Source organism: Paenibacillus sp. BC26, from assembly GCF_900116125.1.
Taxonomy (GTDB): domain Bacteria; phylum Bacillota; class Bacilli; order Paenibacillales; family Paenibacillaceae; genus Paenibacillus_Z; species Paenibacillus_Z lignilyticus.
Window position 1 is genome coordinate 1488052 of the sequence record NZ_FPAD01000001.1, and the last position, 18532, is coordinate 1506583.

General features: G+C 51.6%; 15 protein-coding genes. 13 read left to right on the top strand and 2 right to left on the bottom strand.

Annotated elements, in window-relative coordinates:
• Positions 1-7 precede the first annotated feature (7 nt).
• Positions 8-916 (top strand): helix-turn-helix domain-containing protein, encoded by a 909-nt coding sequence (locus tag BM412_RS06265; protein ID WP_091215289.1) that lies wholly within the window; start codon positions 8-10, stop codon positions 914-916.
• A 175-nt stretch (positions 917-1091) separates the two neighbouring features.
• Positions 1092-2882, top strand: coding sequence for an ABC transporter ATP-binding protein (locus BM412_RS06270; protein WP_256256149.1), 1791 nt, complete (start codon positions 1092-1094; stop codon positions 2880-2882).
• A 76-nt stretch (positions 2883-2958) separates the two neighbouring features.
• On the opposite strand, the gene BM412_RS06275 is transcribed toward BM412_RS06270, so the two are convergent.
• Entirely contained in the window at positions 2959-4125 is a 1167-nt protein-coding gene (locus BM412_RS06275; protein ID WP_091215296.1) for an iron-containing alcohol dehydrogenase, read from the bottom strand.
• A gap of 439 nt (positions 4126-4564) precedes the next feature.
• Between BM412_RS06275 and glgB the strand changes: the two genes are divergently transcribed.
• From glgB to BM412_RS06300, 5 genes are all read left to right on the top strand, one after another.
• Positions 4565-6499, top strand: coding sequence for a 1,4-alpha-glucan branching protein GlgB (gene glgB / locus BM412_RS06280; RefSeq protein ID WP_091215299.1), 1935 nt, complete (start codon positions 4565-4567; stop codon positions 6497-6499).
• 67 nt (positions 6500-6566) lie between these two features.
• On the top strand, positions 6567-7733 hold the full coding sequence (locus tag BM412_RS06285; RefSeq protein WP_091215302.1) for a glucose-1-phosphate adenylyltransferase: 1167 nt from the start codon (positions 6567-6569) through the stop codon (positions 7731-7733).
• Positions 7730-8842 (top strand): glucose-1-phosphate adenylyltransferase subunit GlgD, encoded by a 1113-nt coding sequence (glgD, locus tag BM412_RS06290; RefSeq protein ID WP_177245684.1) that lies wholly within the window; start codon positions 7730-7732, stop codon positions 8840-8842. Before BM412_RS06285 ends, glgD begins: the two co-directional genes overlap by 4 nt.
• Positions 8843-8911: 69 nt before the next feature.
• Positions 8912-10378 carry a glycogen synthase GlgA gene (gene glgA / locus BM412_RS06295; RefSeq protein ID WP_091215304.1) on the top strand — a complete coding sequence of 489 codons (1467 nt, stop codon included), beginning with the start codon at positions 8912-8914 and terminating at the stop codon, positions 10376-10378.
• The gene (locus BM412_RS06300; protein ID WP_091215307.1) at positions 10360-12327 is read left to right on the top strand and encodes a glycoside hydrolase family 15 protein; all 1968 of its coding nucleotides are present in this window, start codon (positions 10360-10362) and stop codon (positions 12325-12327) included. Before glgA ends, BM412_RS06300 begins: the two co-directional genes overlap by 19 nt.
• A gap of 29 nt (positions 12328-12356) precedes the next feature.
• Here BM412_RS06300 and BM412_RS06305 read toward each other — a convergent pair whose 3' ends face one another.
• Complete coding sequence (locus BM412_RS06305) at positions 12357-13211, bottom strand: MerR family transcriptional regulator (RefSeq protein WP_091215310.1); 855 nt, start codon at positions 13209-13211, stop codon at positions 12357-12359.
• Between the two features lie 127 nt (positions 13212-13338).
• Here BM412_RS06305 and BM412_RS06310 point away from each other — a divergent pair, with 127 nt between their 5' ends.
• The 6 genes from BM412_RS06310 to BM412_RS06335 are packed head-to-tail and all read left to right on the top strand — an operon-like array spanning position 13339 to position 18369.
• Positions 13339-14349, top strand: coding sequence for an ABC transporter substrate-binding protein (locus BM412_RS06310; protein WP_091215312.1), 1011 nt, complete (start codon positions 13339-13341; stop codon positions 14347-14349).
• Between the two features lie 13 nt (positions 14350-14362).
• Complete coding sequence (locus tag BM412_RS06315) at positions 14363-15280, top strand: NAD-dependent epimerase/dehydratase family protein (protein ID WP_091215315.1); 918 nt, start codon at positions 14363-14365, stop codon at positions 15278-15280.
• Between the two features lie 27 nt (positions 15281-15307).
• The gene (locus BM412_RS06320) at positions 15308-16663 is read left to right on the top strand and encodes an aromatic ring-hydroxylating oxygenase subunit alpha (RefSeq protein ID WP_091215318.1); all 1356 of its coding nucleotides are present in this window, start codon (positions 15308-15310) and stop codon (positions 16661-16663) included.
• Positions 16653-17243 carry an aromatic-ring-hydroxylating dioxygenase subunit beta gene (locus tag BM412_RS06325; protein ID WP_218163124.1) on the top strand — a complete coding sequence of 197 codons (591 nt, stop codon included), beginning with the start codon at positions 16653-16655 and terminating at the stop codon, positions 17241-17243. Before BM412_RS06320 ends, BM412_RS06325 begins: the two co-directional genes overlap by 11 nt.
• Positions 17244-17257: 14 nt before the next feature.
• Positions 17258-17536 carry a dihydrodiol dehydrogenase gene (locus BM412_RS32320; RefSeq protein ID WP_218163125.1) on the top strand — a complete coding sequence of 93 codons (279 nt, stop codon included), beginning with the start codon at positions 17258-17260 and terminating at the stop codon, positions 17534-17536.
• Complete coding sequence (locus BM412_RS06335; RefSeq protein WP_091215323.1) at positions 17530-18369, top strand: MBL fold metallo-hydrolase; 840 nt, start codon at positions 17530-17532, stop codon at positions 18367-18369. Before BM412_RS32320 ends, BM412_RS06335 begins: the two co-directional genes overlap by 7 nt.
• Positions 18370-18532 lie beyond the last annotated feature (163 nt).

Below are 18532 nucleotides of genomic sequence, written 5' to 3' on the forward strand. Positions count from 1 at the left end.
CCTTACCTTGTCGTCCGAACCGCTGCTCACCTTTCTTTCACCGCCGCTGCCTTACTTCATTGAATCCAACCGCGGCTCTTATGGGCCGGGCGGCGAACATCCAAACCGTCGGAATATCGGCGTGTTCGACTTGCTGTTTGTGCATAGCGGAACGTTATACATTGGCGAGGAATCGAATTCCTGGGCAATCGGTCCGGGACAGATGCTTATATTAAGACCGGACTTATGGCATTATCCAACGAAACCATGTACAGAGGAAACCGTGTTTGATTGGGTTCATTTTCAAACCGCGGGTCCTTGGGAAGAGTTAAACGAAACGAACTGCGGCACGATTCGCGGCGATTATTATTCGTACGCCATCCGGCTGCCGAAGACGATGACGTTCTCGTATCCGGATGAAGCCATCTCGCTCTTCAGCAAGCTTCATGATGCGGCTATGGGAACTTCGCATGCAGCGTTCTGGCAGCGGCAGCAGTGGTTCCTCCATCTGCTGCAGTTATTCGATGAGGGCTGGCGAAGCGATGCGGCCAAAGCTCCGATTGCCGTAGCCGAAGAGGCAGCCGCCTACTTGAAGATGCACTTCCGCACAACCGTAACGAATTCGAAGCTCGGCGAAGTGATGGGATTGCATCCGAACTATATTGCGCGCTGCATGGGCGAAGTGTTTGATTGCACGCCTCAGCAGTACTTGCTTTCATATCGGATGGATCAAGCGAAGCTGATGCTCATGAAAACCAATTGGCCGATTTCCAAAATCGCCGATGAAACCGGATTTAAGCAAACCCCGCATTTCTCGCGCTCCTTCGCCGAGCATGTCGGGATTACGCCGCTTTCCTATCGAAAGCGGTTTACGGGAAGCAGCAGGGATAAGCAAACGATGCTGGATATGCGAAATCACGCGCTTGATCGAGAGTAATAGAAACACGCGGCCTGCCGGTCCTCGCTTATGAGGGCTGGCAGGTTTTTTGTTTTCTATGGATCGAGCGGCTTCCCTTGTGTTTTGCCTGTTTACGAAGTTGGCGTTTTCAATTAAGATAACCAAAGACGTTTTCGTATTTGTTACCGGATGAAGGATGAGGGATGGGAGTACATTGGAGAAGATAGAGAAAGCTCGACTGAATTATGAACATACCTTTCAGCAGGCCGCTACGCTGGAAGAGAAAAGCCCCGTGAAATTTCTGATTGCTCTATATCGAGGGAATTTCACGAACCTGCTGCTTTCGTTGTTATTTTACATCGTGAAGAGCGCCCCGATTTTCGTGTTGCCGATTGTGACAGCCAACATCATCAACATTGTCAGCCAGCCAAGCGCGCATTCGGAACGGGAATTATGGATAAACTTCGCCGTCATCGTAGTTGTCATCCTGCAAAATATCCCGACGCATACTTGGTATGTCTCGTACATGAGCCGTGCGATCCGACATGTCGAAGCCGGAATTCGCAGCGCGCTTGTCCGCAAGCTGCAGCAGCTGTCGATTACCTATCACCGCGACCTTCAAGCGGGGAGGCTACAGTCGAAGGTGCTTCGGGACGTTGAGGCAGTCGAGCAGCTATCCAAGCAAGTGATGCTGACGCTAATGCCTGCACTGATCAATATTATCGTTTCAATCGTTATTACGGTGCGCAACAGCTGGTCCGTCTCGCTCTTCTTCGTGATGACGATTCCTGCAGCCATTCTGCTGGTTCGGATATTCCGCAAGAAAATCAGTTCGACCAATAAGGAATTCCGTAAAGAAATCGAGAAGATGTCCTCCAAAATGTCAGAGATGGTCGAGATGATTCCGGTCACGAGAGCACATGGTTTGGAGGAAGTGGAGATCGAGCGCATTGACGGGACGCTGCGAAAGCTGCAAGGGAAAGGGCTGAGGCTTGATATTGCCGAGGCGTATTTTGGCGCTTCCAACTGGGTAACGTTCCAGCTGTTCCAGGTGTTCTGCTTACTGTTCACTGCCTTTCTGGCTTACAAAGGGCAGATCGAGGTTGGCAATATTGTCATGTATCAAGGGTTCTTCAGCATGATCCTAGGCTCGGTCTCTGCCTTGATTACGACCTACCCGAATATGGCGAAAGGTTTCGAGTCGATTTACTCCATCACGGAGATTCTCAACTCGCAGGAGATCGAACGTAACGATGGCAAGCTAAAACTTCGCGAGATAAGCGGAGAGATCGCTTTCGAGGATATTCAGCTTGTATATCCGGGCTCTGAGCATCATGTCTTGGAGGAAGTAACGCTGACGGTAAGAGCCGGCGAATGTATCGCTTTCGTCGGGGAGTCGGGGGCAGGGAAATCGACTATTCTTAATCTGGTCACCGGATTCCTCCGACCTACAGGCGGCAAGCTGACGATCGACGGCGTGAACATCGATGATATCGATCTTCGGGAATACCGGAAATTCATTTCGGTTGTGCCGCAAACGAATATTTTGTTCTCCGGTACGATCCGCGACAATATCGTGTACGGCTTGCCGGATATAACAGACGAGCAAATTTATGCTGCGATTGAAATGGCCAACCTGTCGGAAATGGTTAAGAGATTGCCGGCAGGCATCCATACGAAGGTAGGCGAGCATGGGGGCAAGCTGTCCGGCGGACAGCGCCAGCGCATTGCGATTGCACGGGCACTCATTCGTAATCCGAAAGTGATCATCCTGGATGAAGCGACATCAGCGCTCGATAATGCGTCGGAGTACCATGTGCAGAAAGCGATGCAGGAGCTGATCAAAGGAAGAACGACGTTCATCGTCGCCCATCGGTTGTCCACGATTCGCGATGCCGATCGTATCGTCGTGATGAAGCAAGGCCGCATTGCCGAGATCGGTACATTCGATGAGCTGATCGCGAGCAAAGGGGAGTTTTATCATCTGAAGCAGCTTCAAATCTAAGCCAATAAAGGCTGTCCCGAACCTTATCCATCAGGATGAAGCGTTCGGGACAGCCTTATTGTTTGTAGACTTGATTTTACAGGGACAGCTCCAGAATTTGACGCACATCTGCTTCGTTTAGCTTCTTGAAGTTGCCAAGCGGCCCGAAGAGAACTGCTTCTTTGGCCATCGTGTCCAAGTTATCGCGGCCGATGTCGTAGTAAGCCAGTGTCGCAGGCGCACCGATACGTGTGAAGAACGCACGGGTTGCTTCGATGCCGGCAAGCGCCAGCTCCTCGTCCGATTTGTTTCCGCGTTCAATCCCCCATACGCGTTCTGCATATTGCGTGAAGCGGTCAATCCGCTCCTGATACACATATTTCATCCAATTCGGGAACACAATGGACAGTCCGGCACCGTGCGGGATGTCATAGATGGCGCTGATTTCATGCTCAATGCCGTGAGAAGCCCAATCATTCTGCGTGCCGACACTGATCAAACCGCCGTTAAGAGCCAGCGTACCGCAAAGCATCAGGTTCGCGCGCGCCTCGTAGTTCTGCGGGTTCTCCATCGCAATCTCCGCATTCTCGATAACCGTCAGAAGGATCGATTCGCAGAGACGTTCTTGCAGCGGAGCATTCGGCGTTAGCGTAAAGTACTGTTCGAATACATGCGACATGATATCCACTACGCCGTTAACCGTTTGGTTGCGAGGTACCGAGAACGTAAGCGTCGGATCCAAAATCGAGAAACGCGGATACGCATGTATGCTGCCGAATGCACGCTTCTGCTTCGTTTCCCAGTTCGAAATAACGGCATTGCCGTTCATCTCGGAGCCTGTAGCCGACAAGGTCAGAATCGTGCCGATTGGGAGGGCATCGCGAATTACGGCTTTTTGCATCATGAAATCCCAAACATCACCGTCGTACAGTGCGCCGGCTGCAATCGCTTTGGCTGCATCGAGTACGCTTCCGCCGCCGACGGCAAGCACCAGGTCAACCTTCTCGCTGCGGCACAGCTCGATCCCGCGGTTAACGGAGGTCAGGCGCGGGTTCGGCTCGATACCGGACAGTTCTACGACCTTCGCGTCGATGGATTTCAATTGCGCCATGACTTCATCATATAAGCCGGTTTTCTTAATGCTGCCGGATCCGTAAACGAGAAGAATCGACTTGCCGTAAGCCTCCGTCAGTTTGCCTAATTGACTGATCGTACCGCTGCCGAAGACGATTTTCGTTGGGTTCTGAAAAGTAAATGAATTCATGTCGCACCTCCATAAGTTGGTTACACCATGCTTATCTTATCGATAGGAGAGGAGTGAAGTCAAGGCGACGACAATCCGGCCTGCGTCAGGCGTGTCTAAGCCGCTTATTTCGGAATCTTACATCTGCGATACCCTTCGGCACGACGCCGCGCGAGTATCGAATGAAGAAAATATTGTCCTGATTCTCCCATTATATTAAAATATTAACTGTCCCTATCGGGGCAGTTTTTTATTCATTTACGCCATATTTTTACAAAATTTTTTCTTGACAAATCTGACATCTAGATAACAAAGGGTGAAATAGTGGACGAATCAAAATTTTCTGAAAATAGGGTGCCAACTTTAAAAAGAGAGTGTATAATGAAATAAAAATCGCGCCTGCGTTAGTAAACATGACAATACCTTTACAAGTAGCTACACTAGGGAGGTGCATGCCACTATGGCTAATGCGGCTGCAATCGGACTTTCTTTGCGCGATTTATATCTTTTTAACAAAGGAAATTTGTTTCATAGTTACCGTACTTTCGGTGCGCATCCCATCCGACTCGGCGACGAAACCGGCGTGCGATTCACCGTTTGGGCTCCCAATGCCAAGCGTGTCCGAATTGTTGGTTCGTTTAACGATTGGAACGGGTACCATCATGAGATGGAGCTTATTGGCGAAACCGGCGTATGGAGCTTATTTGTTCCAAGCATCGGGCCGGGAACGGTGTATAAGTATGAAATTCAAACCCTCGATGGCGCTCTTCTTCTGAAATCGGATCCATATGCATTCCAATCCGAGCTGCGGCCAAGCACGGCATCGGTTGTTGCGGAAGTATTCCATTTTAACTGGAATGATGGAGACTGGCATCAGCGTAAGCTAGAAGACAGTCCTTATCACGAAGCGATGCTCACGTATGAAGTCCACCTTGGTTCATGGCGCAACCGGGGCAAGGAGCTGTTCTGGACCTACGAGGAGATGGCAGGTGCGCTTGTTGATTACGTCGCCCAGATGGGATATACCCATATCGAGCTGCTTCCCATTACCGAGCATCCGCTCGACCAATCATGGGGGTATCAAGCCACCGGCTATTATGCGCCAACGAGCAGGTATGGTACACCCGAGCAGCTCATGCATCTCGTCGACCGCTGCCATCAGCGCGGCATCGGCGTCATCTTGGACTGGGTTCCCGGTCATTTTTGCAAGGATGATCATGGATTGCGGCTGTTTGACGGGACACCGATCTTCGAAGGCAAGAACTGGAAGCTGGCTGAGAAACCGCTATGGGGAACGCTGGCTTTCGACTTTAGCTGTACGGAAGTGCAAAGTTTTCTCATTTCCAATGCGATCTATTGGATGGATGTATTCCATATCGACGGTCTGCGCGTGGATGCCGTTGCCAGTATGATCGATCTTCATTTTGACAAACCTCCAGAGCTTTACACCTATAACGCATTTGGCGGCACGGAGAATACCGATGCCATCCGTTTTCTGAAACGATTGAACGAAACCGTTTTTCAGTATTTCCCGGATGCCTTAATGATTGCCGAAGACTCTTCTGCTTGGCCGGCCGTCACCTCACCAACCTACATGGGCGGACTCGGCTTCAACTTCAAATGGAATATGGGTTGGATGAACGACATGCTGCGCTACATGGCGCTTGATCCGAATGATCGCATGCGTCACCACAACCTCATCACCTTCTCTCTCGTATATGCATTCTCTGAAAATTTCGTATTGCCGCTTTCACACGACGAGGTCGTTCACGGGAAGCGTTCGCTCTTGAACAAAATGTCCGGCACCTATGAACAGAAATTCGCGCAGCTCCGCTTATTCTACGGCTATTGGATGACGCATCCGGGCAAGAAGCTGCTCTTCATGGGCGGTGAGTGGGGGCAGTTTGACGAATGGAAAGACGCTGAGGCACTGGATTGGCAGCTTCTTGACTATCATGCTCACGGGAGCATGCACCATTATGTAAAAACCCTTAATCATATTTACGGCGCGCAGCCTTCCCTTTGGGAAAGGGATTGCGATCCCGGCGGATTTGAATGGATTGACGTCCACAACGCCGCACAGAGCGTCATCGTCTTCATGCGCCGCGGACATGCAACTGACGAGTTTATGATTGTGGTCTGCAATTTCTCCTATCATCACTACTCCGACTATCGAATCGGCGTACCGGAATCCGGTGAATACCGGATCGCTTTGCACAGTGAGGCGGCAACCTTCGGTGGTGTCTTAACGGACATTCCGGAAGTTCTATATAGCAAGCCGACACCTTGGCATGGAAGGCCTTGCAGCATCTCGCTTGAACTTCCGCCGCTATCCATACAATTGCTGGTGGTTGCCAAGGGTTCGCTTGACCGCAATGATCGCTTTACCACGTAGCACGGATCGACAGCAATCACTACACCTACTGCAGCTAGCCGTTGCAGTATAGAAGGAGAGTGTGTCCATGGGCAGAAAACGTATGGTGGCCATGCTTCTTGCCGGAGGAGAAGGGAAAAGGCTCGGCGTGCTAACGAAAGATGTGGCTAAGCCGGCGGTCCATTTTGGCGGGAAGTACCGAATTATCGATTTTACTTTAAGCAACTGTGCACATTCGGGCATCGACACAATCGGCGTTCTGACGCAATATCAGCCGCTGGTCCTGAACACCTATCTCGGTATCGGCAGTCCTTGGGGACTGGACCGGCGCGACGGCGGAATGGCAATACTTCCTCCTTATGTCAAGCAAAAGGGCGGTATGTGGTATAAAGGCACCGCGAATGCCATCTATCAAAATATGGGGTTCATCGATCGGTACGACCCCGACTATGTACTAGTGATCTCAGGCGATCACATTTATAAAATGGATTATGAGCTCATGCTGAGAGAGCATGAGGAGCGTGGTGCCGATGTTACGATCGCATGCATCGAAGTGGGCTGGAAGGAAGCAAGCCGCTTCGGGATTATGCATGTTGACGATGAAGGTGCCATCACTTCGTTTGAAGAGAAACCGAAAGTGCCTACAAGCAATTTGGCATCGATGGGTGTTTATATTTTCTCCTGGCCGGTATTGCAGCAGTATTTGGTTCGCGATGAAGCGAATCGGTTGTCCGGTAACGACTTCGGCAAAGATATCATCCCGGCTATGCTGCAAGACGGCGTGAAGCTGCAGTCCTACACGTTCAACGGATATTGGAAAGATGTCGGTACGCTCGAGAGTTTATGGGAAGCCAATATGGATCTGCTGTCGGAGAAGCCGGCGCTTGATCTGAACGACCGCGATTGGCGGATTTACTCCGTTAACCCGAATCGGCCGGCTCATTATTCCGCTTCTACCGCGGATATCGTAGACTCGCTCATTACGGAAGGCTGTTTAATAGAAGGGCTGGTGCATCGATCGGTGCTGTTCCATGGGGTGCAGTCCGGCCTCGACAGTCAAGTGCGGGAATCGGTCATTATGCCGAACGTTAAGATTGGCAAAGGGGCTCGAATCTACCGCGCCATCATCGGCGAAGGGGCGATCATCGGTGACGGGGTCGTGATCGGAAGCCCGGATTCCAGCTCGGTTACGGTTATCGGAAGTGATGAACTCGTTACGGCTACTCATTCGTTGCAGGAGGTAGAGCAGTCATGAACTCCAACATACTAGGTGTCATAAATCTTATACACGAATCAGACGAACTAGAGACTTTGACGGCAAGCCGCTGCTTGGCTACTGTTCCGTTTGGAGCGCGGTTTCGGCTTATCGATTTCACGCTTTCCAGCATGGTGAATTCCGGAATTACGAAGGTAGGCGTGTTCGCGCAAACCAAATACCGTTCTCTTATCGACCATTTGGGCTCCGGCAAGCATTGGGATTTACATCATCGTCAGAGCGGGCTGTTCATCATGCCGCCCGTCACGGATGACGTGAACGAAGTGCGTCGCGGAGACCTGTATCACTTCTACCAGCACCGCGATTACTTCACGCGCTCCTCGCAAGAGTATGTATTGATAACACGCAGTCATATGGTTTGTAATGTGGATTTTGACGCCATGCTGTCTTCGCATAAAGCGAGCGGGGCGGACATTACGGTCGTGACGAAAGAACAAACGGAGCTGTTTGGCGGTAAAGCGCGCAAGCTGCAAACCGACGAGAAAGGACGCGTCACGGCTATGCAGGATCATTATGGCCGGTTGGAGAGCGATCTGATCTCGATGGAGATGTATTTGATGCGCAAGGAGCTGCTGCTTGAGCTTGTGGACACTTCGCTTGCGCAAGGGCAGGATCATCTTGTCCGCCATGCGATTATGTCGCGGGTGAACGAGCTTCACATTCAGAGTTATGCCTATGACGGGTATCTCGGCATCGTGAATACGCTGAACAGCTATTACAAAAACAACATGCAGCTGCTTCGTCCGGAAGTGTGGAGGAGCCTGTTCTTTGAGCCGGGTCCGATCTACACGAAGGTCAAGGATGAGCCTCCTGCCCGCTACGCGGAAGGGGCTAAGACTTCAAATTCCCTCGTTGCCAACGGCTGCATCATCGAAGGAACGGTAATCAACAGCATCTTGTTCCGAGGCGTTCATGTACGCAAAGGAGCCGTTGTGCGCAACAGCATCGTGATGCAGAACGGTATCATCGGAGAGCATAGCTTCGTAGATCATGTCATCCTCGACAAAGATGTCACCGTGGAACGCAGTCGCGAGCTGCGCGGTGCCGAAGTTTCGCCATTCCTGGCCGTTAAGCGGAAAGTAATCTAAACCCTATCGTTGTCGGTATTAGTTGCAACTAAAGAGAGATAGAAAGTTGAGTAGAGGTGAAACCATACGATGAATGTATTATTCGCTGCTTCTGAAGCGGTGCCGCTCGTTAAGACGGGCGGCCTCGCTGATGTAGCCGGCGCACTTCCGAAAGCACTGCGTTCTAAAGTCGGCGCGGATGTGCGCGTCATTCTGCCCAAGTACGATACGATTCCGGCCGAGATGGCGGAACAATTCGAGACGATCGCCACATTTAACGTACGGCTTGGCTGGCGGGACCAGTACTGCGGCCTGCTCAAGGCCGAGATCGACGGCATTGTCTACTATTTGATCGATAACGAATTTTATTTCAAGCGCGGCGTGCTGTATGGATATGGCGATGATGCGGAGCGGTTCGTATTTTTCTGCTTTGCCGTAATGGAGTCGCTCTACCATATGGATTTCCGGCCGGCTATTATTCACTGCCATGATTGGCAAACCGGACTTATTCCGTTCCTGCTCAAAACCAGATACAAACACGACCCGGCATGCCGCGACATCGCTTCCGTGTACACCATACATAACCTGAGATATCAAGGGGTGTTCGGCAGAGAGCTGCTGAAGGACCTGCTTGGTTCCGGGGACGAATTGTTTGGCTCGGAAGGCATTGATTTCTATGGGGCAGGCAACTGCATGATGGGAGGTTTGCGGTACGCGGACAAGCTGACGACCGTAAGCCCTACCTATGCGGAGGAAATCAAGACGGAAGCCTATGGGGAGAAGCTCGAAGGACTGTTGCGTTACCGCTCGGAGGACTTGGTCGGCATCGTGAACGGAATCGATACGGAGCTGTTTGATCCGATGAATGACCCGGCTGTGGAAATTCCATATCGAGGCTCGTTGCCTCGCAAACGGAAGAATAAGCTTGCGCTGCAGCGTGAACTGGGGCTGACAGAATCGGAGAACACGCCCTTAATCGGTATCGTCTCCAGGTTGGTCGATCAGAAGGGTCTTGATCTGATTGAAGCGGTGCTGGAGCAGATCTTGAAAGAAGATGTGCAGCTCGTCGTGCTTGGTTCCGGCGATTGGCATTTCGAGCAAATGTTCCGCTGTGCCGAGCAGAAGAAGCCGGGTCAAGTCACGACTTGGTTTGGGTTCAACGATGGGCTGGCTCGCAGAATCTACGCCGGCAGCGATATGTACTTAATGCCTTCGCAGTTTGAACCTTGCGGACTTAGCCAGCTTCTGGCGCTGCGTTATCGGTCTGTGCCGATTGTTCGCGAGACAGGAGGATTAAAAGACACGGTTAAGGCATATAACGAGTTTACAGGTGAAGGCAACGGATTCAGCTTTACGAACTATAACGCGCATGATCTTCTTTATACGATCCGCAGAGCGCTTCAATTCTACCGGGATGAAGAAGTGTGGCAGCGCATTGTGGCCAACGGCGCCAAAGACGATATCAGTTGGACGCGTTCAGCGAAAGCCTATATGTCGTTGTATAGTGCGATTGCGCCTAATCGAAAGGAGAGTCATCCATGGCCCGTCATCTCGTAATTGGCAATGGTAAAATACTGATTAATTTGGACCGAAACAATTACATCCGTGACATCTACTATCCATTCGTCGGTCAACTGAATCATGTGGGCGGCCAATATTGTCGATTTGGGATTTGGGCAGGCGGTCAATTCTCTTGGCTGGAAGATCCGGAATGGAAGTTTGAGTTGTCCTACATCGAGGATTCGCTCGTGACGAACGTCATCGCGCGCAATGAACGCCTCGCTGTTGAGCTGCATATGAATGACGGCATCCATCAGCGGGAATGCATCTACATTAAGCGCGTAGTCGTTCGCAACCTGGGCTCGGATCCGCGTGAAATCCGTTTGTTCTTCCATCATGATCTCATGATTGATGGCTCCGAGGTAGGGGACACGGCCGCATATTATCCGGAGAACCATACGCTCTATCATTACAAACGCTCGTCATACTTCATGTTCAACGGGTTCTCGGACGAAGGCGGCATCATGCAGTACACGACCGGGATCAAACGATTCCAATCCGCGGAAGGAACATGGCGGGATGCCGAGGACGGAACGCTGATGGGCAACTCTATCGCGCAAGGATCGGTTGATAGCACAATCAGCTTCCGAACGGTAGTGCCGGCAGGCGGCGAGAAGACGGTCTATTACTGGATGTCGATCGGCAAGAACTTGGAAGAGGTCAAATCGCTCAACCAATACGTGCAGGAAAGTCATCCGGAGAAATTGCTAAGTCGGATCGTGATCTACTGGAAGCACTGGCTCCATCGTGCGGAGAATAATCTGGGTGATCTGAATGAGGAAGCGGCGAACATGTTCCGCTTAAGCTTGCTGCTCGTTCGGACGCAAACCGATGAGCGGGGAGCCATCGTCGCGGCGAATGATACCGATATTCTGCAGTACAACCGAGACCATTACAGCTATATGTGGCCGCGAGACGGAGCGCTGATTGCCGATGCGATGTCTGCTGCAGGGTTCCAGAGCGTGATCGCGCCGTTCTTCCAGTTCTGCGCGCAGACGCTGTCACCGGACGGGTATTTGTTTCACAAATACAATCCCGACGGAACGGTAGGCTCCAGCTGGCACCCGTATATTGTGCAGGGCAGCCGGCGCTTGCCGATCCAAGAGGATGAAACGGCGCTGGTGCTCTTCGCCTTGTGGAGGGACTACACGCGGCATCAAGTCATCGAGCTGCCGCAGTCGCTCTATAACAATTTGATTCGCAAAGGCGCAGCTTTCTTGAGCCAGTATATGGAGCATAGCTTGTCGCTTCCTAAGCCCAGCTATGATCTGTGGGAAGAACGTTACGGGATATGGACCTATACCGTTGCTTCCGTATACGGCGGATTAATGGCGGCGGCCTTCTTCACGGAGCTGTTTGGGGATTACGAACGAAGCGACCATCTTCGCAACACGGCGCAATCCATCAAACACGGCATGCTTACGCATCTCTGGGATGAAGAGTCAGGCAGATTCGCGCGCGGCCTAATCCAGAAGGATAACCGCTGGGTGAAGGATATGACCCTTGAGAGCAGCTTGTTCGGCGTCTGGGAATTCGGCGTGCTGCCTGTTGAGGACGAACGCGTCATCAAGACGATGAATGCGATTCGCGATGGGCTGACAATCCGAACAAGCGTCGGAGGCGTTGCGCGTTACACGAACGACTATTACTTCCAGCAGTCCGGCGATATCGAGAATGTGCCGGGTAATCCGTGGATTATCTGTACGCTGTGGATTGCAAACTTCGAAATTGAGTCGGCGAAGCAATTAAGCGATCTGGTTCGTCCGCGCGAAACGATCAATTGGGTGGTCGAACATGCGCTTTCAAGCGGAGTCCTGCCAGAACAGTTGCATCCGCTTGACGGCAGCCCGCTCTCCGTAGCGCCGCTCACATGGTCCCATGCGACTTATGTGCAGACGGTGACACGGTACGCAGAGAAGTATGCGGAACTCTCCGCCAAGGCATAGAACTAACAGCAAACAGCAGCTACTGCGGCTCATACGCCGCAGTAGCTGCTGTTTGCTGTTTGCTTCCGAATCGGGACTTGAATCTCAAACATAACTTCATTCGGATTATCGGTAATCGTAATGTCTACTTGCATGATTTGCAGCGCATCCCCCGTTATTTCGTAGCCGTCCTCTTCAAGCTTGCGGCATAAGGTGTCGAGGCTTGCGCTGCGATTCCACAGTTCCCCGTAATAGCGAATACAGGCGAACGATCCCGCCGGGATGGTTACGAGATTCCCCTTCGGAAGTGATGTAGCCCGCTTGGCCACTACGAAGATCGTTGACGGTGATTCGAACCGGCGAGCTTCCAGGTCTTCCTGCGACAGCAGGACGCCAAGTCTGTTGCTGGCTAGTATCGGAGCCGTCTCCGTAAGCCGGTTCTCCAGCCCCAACACGCCATAACACAGCTCCAGGTTGCTGTTAATCTTCTGATGCAGCGTGAATAGCTTCCTGCGCCCCAACTGACGAATGGTGACGGCCGGGCTGCCTACCTCGGCAATGACCTCCCTTAGAAAAGCCAGCTTATCCCGGATATTCTCCTCGAGTGCCGTCATTTCTTTGAGCTTACGGACAAGCTCTTCGTGTTTGGCTGCTAATATATCGGTTGAATTTTTAATATTGCGCTCATTGAAATACTGTTTCACTTCGTTGGTGTTCATCCCCAGCTGACGCAGCTCTTTAATCGTGCCAAGCACCTCGTATTGAAAAATCGAATAGTACCTGTAGCCGGTATGGGGATCGACATGTTGCGGCTTAAACAGATCGATTCGGTCATAATGACGAAGCGTTTCGGCAGAAATCCCGCGCAGTTGTGCCATTTCGCTAATCGAAAGCCGTTCTTTCATCGGCGAATCCCCCCCCTTTGCAGCTCTACTTCACCACTGATGTTATAAAATATAACATTGCGATTGACTTTTGTGTAGCACAAAGGTTTACAATCGCTTTAAGTTAATCGAGTGGAGGGAACAAACCATGAAAAAGCGTGTATTATCGATCCTTACGACATGCATGATGGCAGGTTTTCTGCTCAGCGGCTGCGCGAGCAACAATGGCGGCGGTACGGAGAAATCCGGCGATCCGCTCAAAATCGGCCTGAATCCGTTCCCGACCTATTTCCTCTGGTACGTGGCGCAAGAGAAGGGCTTCTTCGAGAAACACGATGTAGATGTAGAACTCGAATGGTTCCCTAGTTACAGCGATGGTTTGTCGGCTCTGAATTCCGGCAATGTAGACGCCAACAGCCAAACGCTCAGTGACACCCTGCCGCCGGTCGGTAAAGGAATTAAGCTGCAGATTCCGATGATTATCGATTACTCGGACGGCGCCGATGGTTTTGTCGTCGATCCCTCGATCAAGAGCTTCGAGGATTTGAAAGGGATGCGAATTGCCACAGAGCTGGGCACGGTGGATCAATTCTTCATGCTGACTGTCCTCAAACAACACGGTTTATCGGAAAAGGATATTAACTACTTCAACATGGCAATTGCGGACGCAGGTTCATCCTTCCTTGCAGGGAAAATCGACGCCGCTGTCATCTGGGAGCCATTCCTGAGTGAAACGTTAAGCTCCGGCAAGGGCAAGCTGCTCTTCTCCTCCAAAGAAACGCCGGGATTGCTGATGGACACCATCGCTTTCCGCGAAAGCATCATCAAGGATCGCCCGGAGGACGTGAAGAACGTGATGGCCGCTTGGTTTGACGCCGTAAGCTTCCTGAAGCACAGTCCGGACGAAGCGATCGCCATTATGGCGAAACACGCAGAGATTACGCCGGAGGAATTCAAGATCTCCCTTGAAGGCGTGAAAGTATACGATCTGAACGATAACGTGGCAGCGCAGAAGGAAGAAGAGGCGTATACGTCCGTGAAATATAACGGCGAGCAAGTCGGCGCTTTTCTGAAGGATTTGAAATTTATCGACGAGCTGCCGGATATGAGCAAGCTGTACAATCCATCTTTTATCAATCAACTGGCTGATGAGAAATAGGGAGGAATAACACATGAATATTTTAGTAACCGGCGGAATGGGTTTCTTGGGTTCAAATCTGGTCCCGATGCTGAGAGAGCGCGGCTACCGCGTCGTCAGCTACGACCGCAGAGTGAAGGATAACGGGGGAGATGAATCGCTCACCTATATCCAAGGCGATTTGCTGGATTTGCCGCTAATTCTGGAGACGATCCGCACGTATGAGATCAACCGCATTATTCACACCGCTGCGATCTCCCATCCGGTGACAGCCATAGATATACCGTATCAGACGGTCATGACCAATGCGGTCGGCACGACGAATATATTCGAAGCGGCCAGGCTTTCCGGTATTAAACGAGTGGTCAACCTGAGCTCCGAGTACGCCTATGGCAACAATGCCGAGCTGGGCACGGTGACCGAGAATGTACCGCTTCATCCGAGCGGCGTGTACGGGGCCACGAAAGTGTTCACGGAGAAGCTGGCCTACGGCTATCGTAATCTGTATGGCTTGGAAATCCCGTCGCTGAGACCGGGCTGGCTGTATGGGCCCGGACAGTTTATGCAGTGCTACATGAAGGATCTGATCGTGAATGCGATCAAGGGCGTGCCGACCTACCTGAAGGAAGGCCGGGACTACGGCTTCCAGTACGTGCATGTGAAGGATGTGGCGCAGGCCTGTATCTGCGCGATGGAAGCAGAAGACATGACAAGCTACGTATACAGCATCACTGCCGGCTATAAAACAACGTTCGGCGAGTTGATCGCATTCGTGCAGGAGCTATACCCGGATGCTGTAATCGAAGTCGGGGAAGGCCGCTTCTCGGAGCTGGATCATTACGGCACCTTCGACATTACGAAAGCGCGCGAAGAAATCGGCTACGTGCCTTCGCGGCCATTCTATGAAAGTGTGCGTGAATATGCTAGTTGGCTGGAGTTCAATCCCTACTAACCCATAAGAATAGCGAGGTGCGAGACGATGAAAACAGAGACGAAGGGTGCGCCGGCGTATAGCCATGCCAAATCGCTGCTCCGCGAAATGCGAGAGAGCTTGAAGGAAGGGATTATTCCCGTAGGCATCTTCAATGACCGCGAGCTGTATGAGCTTGAAATGGAGAAGATTTTTACGAAAAAGTGGATCTATGTCGGGCATGAATCGGAAATTCCATCCGCCGGGGATTACGTGCTTCGTTATATTGGCGAAGATCCGTTTATCGTGAATCGCGACGAGTCCGGAGAGATTCGCGTCATGCTGGATGCCTGCGTTCATCGCGGCGTTCGGGTATGCCGGGCGGAGAAGGGGAATGCCTCGCATTTTCGCTGTCCCTACCATGGCTTTATCTATAAAAATAACGGGAACCTGATCGGAATGCCTGCTCAGCAGCATGCTTACAACGGGTTGAACAAGAAGGATTGGGGGCTTCTTACGGCGCGCTGCGATACGATTCACGGCTTGATTTTCGCCTGCCTGGATAAGGAGACGCCGCCGCTCGAGGACTATCTTGCAGACAGCAAGTACTACCTGGATCTGCTGTTCGGTTTGCAGGATGAAGGGATTGAAGTCATCGGTGAACCTCAGCGCTGGATCGTGAACGCGAATTGGAAGGTTGCGGCGGAGAATTTCAGCGGCGATGCGTATCATCTGATCTTCCTGCACCATTCCGCGTATGAAGTGGGCTCCTCGCCATTCTCCATGCTGGCGAATATGAACGGCGAACAAATCCTTGCCGGCAACGGACATTGCGTCGACATATCGCTGGATAAGACGGAACAGGTCATCGAGATGCCATATTGGAATTTTCCACAGGAAATCGTCGATACCTTCCGGCTTGATCGGCTGGAGCCGAAAGCGCTGGAGATCGTTCGAGACTCCAAGGAAATGCTCGGCAACATCTTTCCGAACAGCTCATTCTTGCTAATGACCGTTACGCCCGAGCGGGATTTGCCCCCTGTACCGTTCATCAGCATGCGCCAGTGGCGTCCGAAGGGTCCGGATCAAATCGAAATCTGGAACTGGTTCCTCATGTTTAAGAATACGCCGCAAGAATTCAAGGAAGCCTCCTATCGCGCCGGCTCGGCAACGTTCAGCTTAGCGGGGATATTCGAGATGGATGATTCGATGACATGGGAAACCATTACGCAGACGGCAGGCAATCGATTTGCAAAGAACAATTTGAAGCTCAACTTCCAAATGGGCATGAATGGGATGGGAAAAGCCAAACGAGACGAAGACTGGCCGCTTCCGGGGATCGCTTACTATCCGCGATATGGGGAAGGCAATCAGCGCTATTTCTATGAATCGTATGTGAATACGATGCTTGACGATGAAGAATGAATCTGGCATCGGAGGAAGGGATGGGACTGTGATGGGAGAAGAAACCGTGATTGTTGAACGTGGGACCGAACAGTTGCTGCAGGAGGGGCAGCATTTCCTGATCCACGAGGCTGAGCTGCTGGACAATGGACAATATTCGGAGTGGATGTCTCTGCTGACGAGTGATATCCGCTATCAAATCCCGATCAGGCTGACTCGCGAACGCCATGCGCCAAGCCCGTTCAGCGACCAAGCCTTTCATATGAACGAGAACCTGGCATCCATCCAAATGCGGGTGGAGCGTACGTTCTCGGACTACAACTGGGCGGAGGATCCTCCGTCCCGTACGAGACATTTTCTGACGAATTTCCGGTTGGCCGATGTGCGCGAGAGCAGTGAAGGTGCGGTTGAAATGGTCGTCATCAGCAATTTGCTGCTGTTCCGCAGCCGATTTGACAGCCCTGCATACGATTTGGTGTCAGGCGAACGTGAAGATACCATTCGCGAATCCGGCAGCGCAGGCGGCTGGAAACTGGCGAAACGGTTCGTCCGATTGGATCATACGACGATGGGCATCAGCAGCTTAGGTATTTTCTTGTAGAAGGGGGTGGCAGGATGTCTGCTGAACAAGAGATTCGAATTGCCAATGAGTTCGCCAGCGTGACGGTTCGGAAGATCAGAACCCGCAACGGGGAACGGCTGGAGATTATATCCAATGGGCTTGGCCTGCATGTAAGTCTTGATCCATTGTCACTGGAGAGCTTGACGTGGCAGCATGCGGACATGTATTCTTCCCTGCTGCAAACACCGCTTGAACCGTATCCATTTAGCGCCGATATTCCACCGCCTGCCATAAAAAGTGAACGCAAGGAGGAGGAGAGGGAGTCATGCTAACGTATCAATCAGAGGCCATCTCTGTATTTCAAAGCGAGCTCTATCAGACCAACTGCTTTGTTATCGAGACGGATGATCTTGTCTTGATCGTAGATCCGAACTACTTGCCATCAGAGCTTGCCGCCATTCGGAAGCATGTGGATGCTGTGAAGCGGGATCGGCCGCTATATCTGTTTTTCACCCATTCTGATTTTGACCATATCGTCGGTTATGGCTCCTTCACGGATTGCAGGATCATTGCAGGCACGGCGTTTGCCAATCATCCGGATAAGGCGGAGCGGGTATCGGTTGTTGAGCGGCTGGATGATGAATTTTATATTAGCCGGCCATACGGCATCGAATTTCCGCGAGTGGATCATGTCATCGAGCTAGAAGGCGAGAAGTTGGTCATCGGTAACACAATCCTGACCTTCAGCACGGCATACGGACATAACGGAGACGGGTTGATGTGCTTCATTGAACCAATTGGGGCGCTCGTTACCGGCGATTATGTATCGGATATCGAATTCCCGTTCGTGTTCGACACCTTCGCCGCTTACCGGAGCACACTGGAGAAAATCGTATCCTATGCATGGTCGGTGCCCAATCTAGTATTGCTTCCCAGTCATGGCAGCGTGACATCCGATCAGGATGAAATCATGCATCGGGCGGAAGTTTCGGAGCAATATCTGAAGCTGTGCGAAGAGCAGCTTGAGCTTGGAGAAGTGTCGAACCGTCTCGAATCGTTTATGGATGTGCAAGATTATCGGTTCAAAATCGGATTCAGGAAGCGGCATGAAGCGAATTTGGTGCTGCTTGCGAATGAACAGAGCGTATTGCCTAACTTGAAGTAGTCTGAAAATTATGCGAATACCTCTTGAACTTTGTTCGGATGGACTCTATAATATGGAACACAGCAACATAGCAGGCGAAGACCAAAGACATGATTCCCATACGTCAGGCTGCACAGAGAGAGGAGCGATTGCTGCAAGCTCCTTCCGTCCTGAGATGCGGAGT

What these genes read in the sequence shown, in the direction of transcription:
- BM412_RS06275 (WP_091215296.1), bottom strand. Translation starts at nt 4,125, where the DNA reads ATGAATTCATTTACTTTTCAGAACCCAACGAAAATCGTCTTCGGCAGC.
- glgB (WP_091215299.1), top strand. Translation starts at nt 4,565, where the DNA reads ATGGCTAATGCGGCTGCAATCGGACTTTCTTTGCGCGATTTATATCTT.
- BM412_RS06285 (WP_091215302.1), top strand. Translation starts at nt 6,567, where the DNA reads ATGGGCAGAAAACGTATGGTGGCCATGCTTCTTGCCGGAGGAGAAGGG.
- glgD (WP_177245684.1), top strand. Translation starts at nt 7,730, where the DNA reads ATGAACTCCAACATACTAGGTGTCATAAATCTTATACACGAATCAGAC.
- glgA (WP_091215304.1), top strand. Translation starts at nt 8,912, where the DNA reads ATGAATGTATTATTCGCTGCTTCTGAAGCGGTGCCGCTCGTTAAGACG.
- BM412_RS06300 (WP_091215307.1), top strand. Translation starts at nt 10,360, where the DNA reads ATGGCCCGTCATCTCGTAATTGGCAATGGTAAAATACTGATTAATTTG.
- BM412_RS06305 (WP_091215310.1), bottom strand. Translation starts at nt 13,211, where the DNA reads ATGAAAGAACGGCTTTCGATTAGCGAAATGGCACAACTGCGCGGGATT.
- BM412_RS06310 (WP_091215312.1), top strand. Translation starts at nt 13,339, where the DNA reads ATGAAAAAGCGTGTATTATCGATCCTTACGACATGCATGATGGCAGGT.
- BM412_RS06315 (WP_091215315.1), top strand. Translation starts at nt 14,363, where the DNA reads ATGAATATTTTAGTAACCGGCGGAATGGGTTTCTTGGGTTCAAATCTG.
- BM412_RS06320 (WP_091215318.1), top strand. Translation starts at nt 15,308, where the DNA reads ATGAAAACAGAGACGAAGGGTGCGCCGGCGTATAGCCATGCCAAATCG.
- BM412_RS06325 (WP_218163124.1), top strand. Translation starts at nt 16,653, where the DNA reads ATGAAGAATGAATCTGGCATCGGAGGAAGGGATGGGACTGTGATGGGA.
- BM412_RS32320 (WP_218163125.1), top strand. Translation starts at nt 17,258, where the DNA reads ATGTCTGCTGAACAAGAGATTCGAATTGCCAATGAGTTCGCCAGCGTG.
- BM412_RS06335 (WP_091215323.1), top strand. Translation starts at nt 17,530, where the DNA reads ATGCTAACGTATCAATCAGAGGCCATCTCTGTATTTCAAAGCGAGCTC.